Below are 11,923 nucleotides of genomic sequence, written 5' to 3' on the forward strand. Positions count from 1 at the left end.
CGCGGTCCGCACGGCGCAGTCCCTGCCGCCGCCACCGAAGGGTGGGCGGCGTGGACATCCTCGAACCGCGGAATTCTACGGGTGGACGGCGGGGGCCGCGTGGCCCCCGCCGTCACCAACCCCGGGAGGTCAGAGACCCCGGAAGGTCAGGCCTGCTCGGCCGGCGCCTCGGTGGCCGCGGCCTCGGCGGCGGGAACCTCGACGGCCTCCGCGTCGGCGACCTTCTCCGTCTCGGCGGAGGTCTGCACCTCGGCCTCGGCGGGGGTCTCGTCCTTCTTGTCGGTGTCGAGCAGGTCGCGCTCCCACTCGGCCAGCGGCTCACCGGCGGCCTTCTCGCCCGGCTTGGAGTCGCCGGTGGCGGCGCCGGAGCGGGCGATGAGGCCCTCGGCGACGGCGTCGGCGATCACGCGGGTGAGCAGGGTGACGGAGCGGATCGCGTCGTCGTTGCCCGGGATCTTGTAGTCGACCTCGTCGGGGTCGCAGTTGGTGTCGAGGATCGCGACGACCGGGATGTTGAGCTTGCGCGCCTCACCGACGGCGATGTGCTCCTTCTTGGTGTCCACGATCCAGACGGCGCTGGGCACCTTCTGCATCTCGCGGATACCGCCGAGGGTCTTCTCCAGCTTGGCCTTCTCGCGGGAGAGGACGAGCAGTTCCTTCTTGGTGAGGCCGGAGGCGGCCACGTCCTCGAAGTCGATCTGCTCCAGCTCCTTCAGTCGCTGGAGGCGCTTGTAGACGGTGGAGAAGTTGGTGAGCATCCCACCGAGCCACCGCTGGTTGACGTAGGGCATACCGACGCGGGTGGCCTGCTCCGCGATGGCCTCCTGCGCCTGCTTCTTCGTGCCGACGAACATGACCGTGCCGCCGTGGGCGACGGTCTCCTTGACGAACTCGTAGGCGCGGTCGATGTACGACAGCGACTGGAGCAGGTCGATGATGTAGATGCCGTTGCGCTCCGTGAAGATGAAGCGCTTCATCTTAGGGTTCCAACGACGGGTCTGGTGACCGAAGTGGACGCCGCTCTCCAGCAGCTCCCGCATCGTGACGACGGCCATGGCCGTATCTCCTTGTTTTTCCCGGTTGCGCCGGCCGGTCGGCCGACGCTCCTGACGCCCCGGTCGCGCTGCGCCACGAGGGACCGAGAAGCGCGGACATCGGAGAACCCACCGTCGTACGGGACGAATCCCACCGATGTCGGGGCGTGCGAAGTCGATCCGGGACCCCGGATCGCCACGAGAAGTGTACGGGACCGCCACGCTTCCGGGTGACGGCGATATCCGTAACGGCCCAGTTATCCACAGATCGCCAGAAAGTGGCGCCGACCATCCCCGCACGTGCGTCACGCTTGACTCACGGAGTGCAACTCTCCGTGACCACACGCGCGTCCCCATGGGCTGGGCGGCGGTCTGACCTGCACAAAGAAAGGCGACGGTCACTCATGGCGATCGCTGCTGAGCCTTCCCTCCGCGCCCGCTCGTTGCTGCGCCTCGGCACAGCCGTTCTCGCGGCCGCCTCGGCCACCCTCGCCGCATCCCTGGCGGCCTGGGCGGCCACCTGGGCGACCCAGGAGAACCCCGAGGTCGCTCGCCGCACGTGCACGACGGACCGGCCCTCCTCGACGTCACCCCCACCCGCCCAGCCCCCTCCGTACGCACACACCCGCACCTGCACCCCGCAGCAGCCCCCTCGCACGAGACCGCGGACTTCGACTCGTGCGACAAGCGTCCGCACGACGACCACGCCGCAGACCGGGTTGACCGGCGATGGTACGACCGGCGCCGGTAGGACAAGCAGTAGATCGGCGGGGAAATCCACAGCCCCCGGAGGCAGCGGCGGTCAGCGCGCCGGCGAGCGCGCGGGCAGGGCGGCCCACACACCCACGGCATCCGCCGCTGCGCCCCAGGATTCGGCCGCGCGCTCCTGGCCGGTTTCGGCACCGCCTCCGGTGCTGCGCGGCTGGGAGCCCCCGGCGACCCCGTACGGGCCCGGTCACCGCGGCATCGACCTGGGAGCGAGCGAGGGCGCGGTCGTACGGGCGGCAGCGGCCGGCCGCGTCGTCTTCGCTGGTCCCGTCGGGGGGCGCGGGGTCGTGAGCGTCGAGCTGCCCGGAACCGGCGCCACGCCGCTGCGGACGACGTACGAGCCCGTCGCGGCAACTGTCCGGGCGGGAGACATCGTGGAGGCGGGGCAACCGCTCGGCGTACTGACCGGGAACGGCGCCTACCACTGCGGGACCCCGTGCCTGCACTGGGGGCTCCGGCGCGGGAAGACATACCTCAACCCGCTGAGCCTGCTGCCGCCGGAACTGCTCGGCCTCGGGCCGTCCCGGCTGTTCCCGCCCTCGGGTCCTCTCCCGCAGCCACGAACACCGCAGCCCGGTTCCCCGACGGGCCCCGCCGCGCATCCGCTCCTGTCATCGGTACCCGTCCACCAGCACGTGGTGAGCCCGGCTTCCGAGCACAAGACGGCGCCTCACCCGGCGGGGCAGCCGGTTCCCGCTTCCGCCGTACAGGCGCGCACGCCGGGGACGTACGGCGAGGAGGACGCAGGACAGCCGGCCGCCGTTCGCGAGCGACGCGTCAGCCGCCGGTCACGCCGCGGAGAGCGAGGGCGACGGCAGCATCGGCGATCTTCCCCGGCTCCTCGGCGACCCCGAACTCGATCCGGCGCACGGCGGCATCGACGACACCCTGGAGAAGCCGCGCCGCGAGGCGCGGCTCCTCGTGGCCGAGATCGCTGAGCGCGTCCACGACGAGACCGATGAGACCGCCGTGCGCCGCGCGGATCTTCTCCCGCGCGCCGCGGTCGAGTTCACTGGCCGAGATCGCGGCGACGGCGCGGTGCCTGCGGTCCTGGACCAGGTCCAGCTGGCACCGGACGTACGCCTCGATCTTTCCCGCCGCCGTGGGCATCTCCGTCATCGCGAGCTCCACCTCGGCCGCCCACACGGGGAAGTCGACGGCGCAGAGTTCCTCGACCACGGCGCCCCGGGAACGGAAGTACTCGTAGACCGAGGACCGGGCGAGGCCGGTGCGCTCGGCGAGCGCGGGGAAGGTCAGCGCTTCGGTCCCGCCCTCGGACAGCAGAGTCCGCGCGGCGTCCAGCAAGGCACTGCGTTGCATCACTCGGTGCTCGGCCACGGAGGCCGCTCGAATCCTTGGCACCCGTCCACTTTACGGAGGCCGCTCCCCTCGGCCCAGGGCACGGGGTACCGATACATGAAAGGAGGTCAAATTCCGGCAAAGCGCGTCACGGCGCGCGCACCGTTCTCCACGCGGCCAGTCGCGCGCCATCCCTCACACGGCCGCGCGCGGCGTCCGCCGCGTCCGGCGCGCGAAAGCGCCCGGACCGCCTGCTGGAGGCGCGTCACACACGGCCTCCGTGCCATGAAAAGTCACAGGCAGCAAACGATCCCCAGGTCGCACGCGGCCTCACGTCACGGCCGCTTCTCAGCTGTCGAAGCTCGACAACTTCGCGCGGAGCTGGAGCACTGACTTCGTGTGGATCTGGCTGACACGGCTTTCGGTCACGCCGAGGACATGGCCGATCTCCGCGAGTGTGAGCCCTTCGTAGTAGTAGAGCATCACCACGGTCTTCTCCCGTTCCGGCAGGGAGTTGATCGCCCGCGAGAGCAGCCGGCGCAGCTCGCGTCCCTCCGCGACCTCGACCGGGTTGTCGGCGTCCGTGTCCTCCAGGGTGTCCATGATGCTCAGACGGCCGCCGCCCTCACTGCCGACGCTGAGGAGTTCTTCCAGCGCCACGACGTTGGCGAGCGACAACTGGCTGAACACGGCGTGCAGGTCCTCCACCCCCACCCCCATCTCCCGCGCCACCTCCGCCTCGCTGGGGGTCCGGCGGAGCTTGGCCTCCAGCGTGGCGTAGGCACGTTCGACGTTGCGCGCCTTTTGGCGGACGGAGCGGGGAATCCAGTCGAGGGCGCGCAGTTCATCGATCATGGCGCCGCGAATCCGGGTGATCGCGTACGTCTCGAACTTGATCGAGCGCTCGATGTCGAACTTCTCGATCGCGTCGATGAGCCCGAAGACCCCGGAGGAGACGAAGTCGGCCTGCTCGACGTTCGGGGGAAGGCCGACACTCACGCGGCCCGCGACGTACTTGACGAGGGGCGAGTAGTGAAGGATCAGCTGTTCGCGGAGTCGCGCGTCGCCCGTCGTTTTGTACATCCGCCACAGTTCGTCCACCGACTGGGGCGCGCGGCGCTGGACACTTTCGCCGCTTGCGGCGGAGGGAGCCGCCGCGCTGTCGGAGTCGGAGATCTGCTGGGGCATTCGTCGCCTTGGGTCGTTCTGGGCCGAACTGGGGTGTTCGTCTGCGGGGGTTTACGGGTGCGGGCCGAGCCCGCGGGGGCGGCTGCCGTTCGGTCGCCTGCCGGGAGTGGGATTGTCGTGAGCGTAGCGTGACTACGGTGTCGCAATGTGCGCATGTTAGGGGATCAGGCGTTTGCAGATACGTTCCGCTCCCCGCGCGGGACCACCCGCGCCGTTACGCTCCGCGACGGCATCGTCGGCTTCACCCGGGGGCCGACGGGGACTTGGGCCCTCGTCGGCCCACTCAGCGGGCGTGACCACCCCTCTCCCACCCCGGTGAAGCCGTCGTACGTGTCCGGCGTGTCAACTGCCAGCCGTCACCGTGTCGTTCGACGAAACCGAGCGCTTGGAGCTCGTACAGGCGCGCGATCACGTCGTCCTTGGCGGTGACAGCGGCCAGGGCGATGCTCTCCGCCGGCACCACTCCGTGCGCGGGCAGCGCGGCGAGCACCACCGCCGCCTCCGGGCTCAACAGGTCTCGCGGTACGAGGGGGCCGCGCCGTTCGGGAGCCAGCTCCCCCATCTCTCCGACCAGTTCCACCACCTCTGCCGCGTCCGTCACCAGGTGGGCCTGACCGCGCAGGAGTTGGTGCACCCCCGCCGAGAGTCCACTGGTGGCGGGACCAGGAACTCCCATGACGTGGCGCCCCAGCCGCTCGGCCGCTCGCGCGGTGACGAGCGCCCCGCTGCGCAGCGCCGCCTCGACGACCACGGTCCCCCGGGTCAGCGCGGCGATGACCCGATTACGCGTGACGAAGCGGCTCGGTGTGGGGTGCTCGCCCGGCGGCAGCTCGCCGACCAAGAGCCCCTGCTCGGCGATCCGCGCGAGGAGGCGCGCGTGCCCCGGCGGATAGCTCCGGTCGATGCCGCAGGCAAGCACCGCCAGCGTGCCCCCGGCGACACCCAGGGCGCCCCGGTGGGCCGCGCCGTCGATGCCGAACGCCCCTCCCGAGACGACGACCCAGCCCTGCTCGGCGAGGCCGACGGCGAGCGCTCCGGCCAGGTAAGTGCCGTAGTCCGTGCAGGCCCGCGCGCCCACGATGGCGACGGCTCGTAGCGACCACATGCGCAGGTCGGCCGGCCCACGCACCCAGAGCCCGAGGGGGCGGGTGTCCTGCAGGTCGTCGAGCTGGGAGGGCCATTCGAGGTCCCCGGGGCACACGAACCGCCCGCCCACGGCCGCCGCCCGCGCCAGGTCCCGTTCCGGGTCCGCCCGCCTGGCCCGGACGGTGAGCGCTTCCCAGCGGCCCTTCGTGAAGCCCTTCGGCGCGGCTCCGCCCGTGCGCAGCCGTTCCAGGAGCGCCTCGGCGCCGCCGGTGCGCAGCAGGGCTCCGGTCTTCGGCTCGCCCGGTTCGAACACCCGGCTGAGTGCGGAGCGCGCCAGGCGTTCTCCCTCGCACGGTGCGGCGAGCCCTGAGGCGGGCGCGTTCATGCGGCGGCTCCCGTCGTGAGGACGGCTCCGCGCCGTACCCCGGTCCGCAGCTCCAGGGCCAGGGCGAGGGCCGCGGCGTCGGGGCGCTCGTGTCCGGCCAGGTCGGCGAGGGTCCAGGCGACGCGCAGGACGCGGTCGAGGCCGCGCGCCGTCAGCAGACCACGCTCCAGGTCTCTCGCTACGGTGTCGAGCGCGCCGGGCGCGAGCGGCCAGCGGGTGCGGAGCTCGTGGCCTGGAACCTCGCTGTTGCAGTGCCACGGCTCGTCGCGGTACCGGTCGAGCGCGCGTTCCCGTGCCTCGCGCACCCGCGCCCGCACGACGCTCGTGGACTCGTTGTCCGCGCGGTCACGGTGGAGTTCCGCGCGGCCGATGGGATCGACCCGTACGTGGAGGTCCACGCGGTCGAGCAGTGGGCCGGAGATCCGGGCCTGGTAGCGCCGCACCATGGCGGGCGGGCAGTCGCAGGGATCGCCCACGAGGCCGCTGCGGCCGCATGGGCAGGGGTTGGCGGCGAGCACCATGAGGAACTTCGCGGGGAGCCGTACCACCCCCGCCGAACGCGCGATCACCACGTACCCCGATTCGAGCGGTTGCCGCAGGGAATCCAGGACTTGCGCGTGGAATTCAGGCGCTTCGTCCAGAAAAAGCACTCCGCGATGCGCCATCGAGACGGCTCCGGGCCGGGGCAGCCCTGCTCCCCCGCCCACGAGTGACTGCATCGTGGCCGAGTGGTGGGGCGCGCAGTACGGCGGTGACTCCACCAGGGGCCGCCCGGGCGGCAGCATCCCGGCCACGGAGTGCACCGCGGTGACTTCCAGGGACTCGGAGCGGGTCAGAGGCGGCAGGATGCCGGGCAGCCGTTCCGCGAGCATGGTTTTCCCCGCCCCGGGCGGGCCGTGGAGCAGCAGGTGGTGCCCGCCGGCCGCCGCGACCTCCAGGGCGCGGCGCGCGGTGTACTGGCCCGCGACGTCCTCCAGGTCCGGCTGCCGGTCCGTGAGACCGGGCGCCACCCCCGTCCCGAAGCCCGCACCCGGCATCGACAGTCCGGCCAGCAGCGGATCGGGGCGGCCCGGGGCGAGTGGTTCCTCCTCGGGGACCGGTTCGCCGGCGAGCACGGCGACGAGCTGGCGCAGGCTGCGCACCCCGAGGACGGACATCCCGGGCACGAGCGCCGCCTCGGCCGCCGAGCTCTCCGGGACGACCACGTGCCGGTATCCGGCGTCGGCGGCGGCGAGAACGCCCGGCAGGATGCCGCGTACGGGCCGTACGCGGCCGTCGAGGCCCAGCTCGCCGATCATCACCAGGTCGGCGACCGCGGCGGGGTCGACGCGCTCCGTCGCACCGAGGACGGCGCAGGCGACAGCGAGGTCGAAGCCACTGCCGCTCTTGGGGACGGAGGCGGGACTCAGCCCGACGGTGAGCTTCTTCTGGGGCCACTCGGCCCCCGAGTTGACCACGGCGGCGCGGACCCTGTCGCGGCTCTCGACCAAGCTCTTGTCCGGCAGCCCGACGAGGGTGAAGGCGGCGACACCCGGTTCGAGATCGGCCTGGACCTCGACCACGACCGCGTCGATGCCGAGGAGCGTCACGGAGCAGGTGCGGGCGAAACCCATTCAGCCCACCCCCCGCGCGTGCTCGACCTCAGGGGCACCGGAACGCCGCGGGACGAGCACGCCCACGAGATCGATGCGCACGCCTCCCGGTGGGGCTCCTCCGTGCTTGCTGAGCCACAACTCCGCGAGCCGTCGCAGTCGCTCGACCTTGGCGCTCCGCACCGCCGCCATCGGGTGCTCGAATCCCTGGGCTCTGCGGGTCTTCACCTCGCAGATGACCAGGGTGTCGCCGTCCAGGGCGACGATGTCGACCTCACCGACCCGCCCGTACCGCCAATTGCGGGCCACGATCCGCATCCCGGCCGTGCACAGCGCACGTACCGCGGCTTCCTCGCCGTACCTGCCCAGCGCCGATCTGGTGTTCACGGACACCACCTCCTTCCTCACCGACTGTGACGGATGGACGAGGCTCCGGGAACGGCCGAACGGAAATCTGTGGATAACTTCGAAGAAAAAGAAAAATCGCCCACCCGTTCGGGTGATGCGTGTCGGCGGCGACGCCGAGTTATCCCCAGGTGGGGGGAGCACCCGCCCTCGTGGTGTAGGCGGCTGCGAGCGGAAACAGCGGAGGGGCCCGACGCTCTCGCGCGGGCCCCTCCGGCCGTTCGTCGTCTTCACCGGTCAGCCGCCGGGAAGCTCCAGGTCGGTCTTGTTCAGCTCCTCGATGTTCACGTCCTTGAACGTGAGCACCCTCACCTGCTTCACGAAACGCGCGGGGCGGTACATGTCCCAGACCCAGGCGTCCGCCATGGACACCTCGAAGAACACCTCGCCCTGCACCGAGTGCACCTGCATCTCGTAGTCGTTCGTGAGGTAGAAGCGCCGCTCGGTCTCGATCACGTATTTGAACAGGCCGACGACGTCGCGGTACTCCCGGTAGAGCTTCAGCTCCATCTCGGTCTCGTACTTTTCGAGGTCCTCGGCGCTCATGGCAGTTCCCCTTCAGCCGTGCGTCCCCCCATTGTGCGCCTGCCCGCCCGCTCTCAGGCGATTTCCGTGGTCAGGATCTCGGGCACCGGAGGCGGCCCCTCGCGCAGCAGTCGCCGCAGGAGCGGCGCGAGCCGGGTGGGGTAGACCGTCTCCGACGTCGCCTCCAGCTCGGCGCATGTCCACCACCGTGTGCCGTCGACGCTGCTGAGCTCCAGCTCGGTCAGCTCCTCGGCGACCGTGGCGGTCTGCGTCGTGCGGGCGAGGTAGTACCACTCGTCCTGGGCCCAGCGCCGGCCCGCGAAGGAGAAGGAGCAGGCCCGCCGCCACAAGAGGGGACCGAGGGTGACCTCGGTGATTCCCGTCTCCTCCCTCAGCTCGCGGAGGGCGGCCTGCTCACGTGTCTCGGACCCTTCCAGGCCACCGCCCGGCGTGAACCACCAGGCGTCGGCCGCGTCCGCCGGCTCGTGCCCGTGGATCAGGAGGATGCGGTCGTCCGGGTCGAGAAGGACGACGCGCGCTACGCGGCGTAGCGGCGGTGTAGCGCCGGGCGCGGCGTCCGGGGGGCGCGGGTGCGACGCGACGTCGCCCGCGACGTCGCGCGACGCGGCGTCTCCGGGGCGTCGCATGGTGTCACGCTGCGTCGCGTCGTACGGCGCGTGCGCGGCGTCGTCACGTGTGGCCGCGGCCGTCTCATCGGGGGCCACCGCGTCAGGCGCCGACGCGGCGGGTGCGGGCACGCCCCGGCTGCCGTGAGGCCCGGCGCCGTCCCCACCCCCAACTCCGCCCTCAAGCTCGGCACCGTCCCCACGCGGGGCGGCGTCACCGCGCACCGTGCCGTCGGCACCCGCCCGCCCTGCGTCGCCAGGCCTCGCCGCGTCTCCACAGCCCGCCTCGCCCGCGCGTCCCGCGCCGTCAGGGCGCGTGCCGCCTCGCCCGCCGCCTGTCTCGTTCTCAGACCGCATTCGCCGCCGCCTCCCGCCGGCGCCGCGCGGCGCGACGTCTCGCCGCGCGGGACGCGAGGGGACCGTACGCCGCGCCGACGAGGATCAGGACGGCGCCGAGGACGACGGCGCCGAGGAGCAGCCGCAGCGGACCCGGCGTCGAGATGCCGCCGGGGAGCGCGGCGAAACCGCTCGGGCGCTCCAACATGCCGCGCCACGGGAAGACGACGGCGTCCACGCGGGCGGAGACGGCGGAGCGCGGCACGGAGCCGCGCGCGACATCGTCCAGGTGGGCGGTGGAGTCGAGGGAGCCCGCGCGTTCGTCACCGAGGAGGAAGAGGCGGCCCTTCGGCACAACGGTGCCGGGCAGCCGCGTGCCGCGGTGCGCGGCGTCCGTGGGGAGGTAGGGCTCCGCGATCTGCTCGCCATTGACGGTGAGGTGGCCCTCGGTGCAGCAGGCAATCTTGTCCCCGCCTACGGCCACGACGCGTTTGACCAGCGTCTCGTCGCCCCAGGCGCGGTCCTTGAAGACGACGACGTCGCCGCGGCGCACCTCGTCGCCCGATATCCGCTGCCCGAGCACACGGTCCCCGGCGTCGATGGTCGGGGTCATGGAGGCCGTGGGCACCGTGTACGGGCGGTACTCCCACGCCCCCCACGCGAAACCACCGACGAGGAGCACGAACCCCAGCGCGACGACGATCCCCGACAGCACGTTTCCCCTACGGCTTCCGGGCGGGGCCGTACCGGACGATGCGCTCATGCTGGTGCCCCCAGATGGAACGGTGCGTCACCGCGCCGGCGCGCCCCGGGGACGAGGCGTCCGGCCGCGGTGATCGCCGGTCTGGGGAGGCACCCTACCCGTCGGTACGCGCGGCAGAAAGCCTCCGCCTGCGCCAGAGCACGAGGGGGAAGGCACCCACGAGGCCGAGGGCGGCCGGTGCGGTGGCCGACGCCGCGGCGTTGATGCCGGACTGGTGGAAGGTGTCGGGGACCGAGAGGGTCGACCAGCGGTTCGGCGGCCAGGCGATCACGAAGGCGCGGCCGATGACGTTGTCGACCGGGACGAAGCCCTGGTTGCGGTCGGTCTGGTGGTAGCGCGAGTCGGCCGACGCCTGGCGGTGGTCGCCCATGACCCACAGCTTGTCCTTCGGCACCTTGACCTTGAACTGGCCGTTTTCGTCGACCGAGCACGCGGTGTTGCCCTGGAAGACGTACGGCTCGTCGAGCGGCTTCCCGTTGACCTTGAGGGGACCGGTCCCGTTGCACTCGACGGTGTCACCGCCGACGCCGATGACGCGCTTGATCAGGTCCTTCTCGTCCGCGGACGGCATCAGCCCGATGAAGCTGAGGCCCTTCTGGAGGATGTTGGGCGTGGGCGTGGGCTCGTTCTTCAGCCAGCGGTCGGGGTCCTTGAAGACGACGACCTCGCCGCGCGAGGGCTTCGACCCGAACCACGGTGTGAGCTTGTCCACGAGGACGCGGTCGCTCACCTGGAGGGTGTTCTGCATCGAGCCGGACGGGATGGAGAACGCCTGCACCAGGAACGTCTTGATGATCAGTGCCAGGACCAGGGCGATGACGATGAGCAGCGGCAGTTCCTTCCAGAACGGCCGCGGCTTCTTCGGGGCGCTGGTCCTGCCATGGCCCCGCGGGACGTCCGCGCCGGACTCGGTCACCTCAGGCTCCCGCCCTTCTCCGGCGCCGGCCGTTCCCGCGCCCGACTGCTCCGGCTCTTCCGGCCCCTCGTGTCCGGACCGGGCGCCCACCGCGACGTCCCCCACGCTCACTCCTCACTTCGAGCCATTGCCCGCGCCGTACGAGGCGTGGGCCCACTACTCCCATAACGAGCGGGAGTTCCGCAGGGGTCGGGAGCGCGACGCCGGCCTTCGGCCGCGCCTGGGCCAGGGTATGCGAGTCCTCTGTGTGCACGGGCCACCGCGACGCCGCGTCGGGGACGCGCGCGAAGCGCTCCCTGTGCCCCGGCGTGGACCAGTGCCCGAACGGCCAGACGACGGCGACGGCGCGCCCGACCACGGCGTCTTCCGCGACGGTCCCGTCGTGGCCCGCGTCGCGGTGGAACCGGGAGTCCCCCGAGTTCGCCCGGTGGTCACCGAGCACGAAGAGTCGCCCGGGCGGGAGGTGGACCCGGAACTCCACTTCGGACGGTCTATTCCCCGCACGCACGTACGGCTCCTCGACGGCCTGACCGTTGACGGTCACCCGCCCCCGCGCGTCGCAGCACGCGACGGTGTCCCCGCCGGTCCCGACGACGCGTTTGATCAGGTCCTTCTCGTCGGCAGACGGCAGCAGGCCGATGAACGCGAGCCCCTTCTTGAGCTGCCGGACCGGCCCGGAGGAGGTGTCCCGGCCGCCCTCCTCCTCGCCGAGCCAGCCACCGGGGTCCCGGAAGACGACGACGTCGCCGCGGTGCACCTCGGCGCCGAACCACGGCGTGAGCTTGTCCACGACGACGCGGTCCCCGATCCGCAGCGTCTCCTCCATCGAGCCCGAGGGGATCACGAACGCCTGCACGAAGAACGTCTTGAGGACGAGAGCGATGAGCAACGCCGCGCCCAGGAGGAGCGGGATCTCGCGCAACGTCGCGCGGCGTCGGCGGCGCGCGACGCGACGTGCCCGCGCGCGACGTCCCACGCGCCCGACGTCGCGCCGGGGCGG

General features: G+C 71.9%; 11 protein-coding genes and 1 pseudogene. 1 reads left to right on the plus strand and 11 read right to left on the minus strand.

The window, feature by feature from the left end; translation table 11 throughout:
* Positions 1 to 146: 146 nt before the first annotated feature.
* On the minus strand, positions 147 to 1,055 hold the full coding sequence (gene rpsB, locus SSBG_RS06405) for a 30S ribosomal protein S2 (protein WP_008745393.1): 909 nt from the start codon (positions 1,053 to 1,055) through the stop codon (positions 147 to 149).
* 383 nt (positions 1,056 to 1,438) lie between these two features.
* On the opposite strand from rpsB, the pseudogene SSBG_RS36060 reads away from it, so the two are divergent.
* Positions 1,439 to 2,224, plus strand: a pseudogene (locus tag SSBG_RS36060) (peptidoglycan DD-metalloendopeptidase family protein); the annotation flags it as partial.
* 355 nt (positions 2,225 to 2,579) lie between these two features.
* Here SSBG_RS36060 and SSBG_RS06410 read toward each other — a convergent pair.
* The 10 genes from SSBG_RS06410 to lepB (SSBG_RS06455) form a co-directional block, all read right to left on the minus strand.
* Positions 2,580 to 3,140 carry a TetR/AcrR family transcriptional regulator gene (locus SSBG_RS06410; protein WP_008745396.1) on the minus strand — a complete coding sequence of 187 codons (561 nt, stop codon included), beginning with the start codon at positions 3,138 to 3,140 and terminating at the stop codon, positions 2,580 to 2,582.
* A 309-nt stretch (positions 3,141 to 3,449) separates the two neighbouring features.
* A complete protein-coding gene (whiG, locus tag SSBG_RS06415) occupies positions 3,450 to 4,289 on the minus strand; it encodes an RNA polymerase sigma factor WhiG (RefSeq protein WP_008745397.1) in 840 nt (279 codons plus the stop codon).
* Between the two features lie 283 nt (positions 4,290 to 4,572).
* Positions 4,573 to 5,760 carry a DNA-processing protein DprA gene (gene dprA / locus SSBG_RS06420; RefSeq protein WP_008745398.1) on the minus strand — a complete coding sequence of 396 codons (1,188 nt, stop codon included), beginning with the start codon at positions 5,758 to 5,760 and terminating at the stop codon, positions 4,573 to 4,575.
* Positions 5,757 to 7,373, minus strand: a complete 1,617-nt coding sequence (locus tag SSBG_RS06425) for a YifB family Mg chelatase-like AAA ATPase (RefSeq protein ID WP_008745399.1) — start codon at positions 7,371 to 7,373, stop codon at positions 5,757 to 5,759. The genes dprA and SSBG_RS06425 overlap by 4 nt, the downstream gene beginning before the upstream one ends.
* On the minus strand, positions 7,374 to 7,739 hold the full coding sequence (locus SSBG_RS06430) for a YraN family protein (RefSeq protein WP_037871180.1): 366 nt from the start codon (positions 7,737 to 7,739) through the stop codon (positions 7,374 to 7,376).
* A 255-nt stretch (positions 7,740 to 7,994) separates the two neighbouring features.
* Positions 7,995 to 8,303 (minus strand): DUF2469 domain-containing protein, encoded by a 309-nt coding sequence (locus tag SSBG_RS06435; RefSeq protein WP_008745401.1) that lies wholly within the window; start codon positions 8,301 to 8,303, stop codon positions 7,995 to 7,997.
* Between the two features lie 53 nt (positions 8,304 to 8,356).
* On the minus strand, positions 8,357 to 8,929 hold the full coding sequence (locus SSBG_RS06440) for an NUDIX hydrolase (RefSeq protein ID WP_008745402.1): 573 nt from the start codon (positions 8,927 to 8,929) through the stop codon (positions 8,357 to 8,359).
* 325 nt (positions 8,930 to 9,254) lie between these two features.
* Complete coding sequence (gene lepB / locus SSBG_RS06445) at positions 9,255 to 10,007, minus strand: signal peptidase I (RefSeq protein WP_008745403.1); 753 nt, start codon at positions 10,005 to 10,007, stop codon at positions 9,255 to 9,257.
* Positions 10,008 to 10,101: 94 nt separating this feature from the next.
* Positions 10,102 to 11,028: a signal peptidase I gene (gene lepB, locus SSBG_RS06450; protein WP_008745404.1), complete on the minus strand. Its 927-nt coding sequence runs from the start codon at positions 11,026 to 11,028 to the stop codon at positions 10,102 to 10,104.
* Positions 10,925 to 11,923, minus strand: a 999-nt coding sequence (lepB, locus tag SSBG_RS06455) for a signal peptidase I (protein ID WP_078491230.1), incomplete at its 5' end; no start/stop codon positions are given. The genes lepB (SSBG_RS06455) and lepB (SSBG_RS06450), both read right to left, overlap by 104 nt.

The organism is Streptomyces sp. SPB074, from assembly GCF_000154905.1.
In the GTDB taxonomy this organism is placed as follows: domain Bacteria; phylum Actinomycetota; class Actinomycetes; order Streptomycetales; family Streptomycetaceae; genus Streptomyces.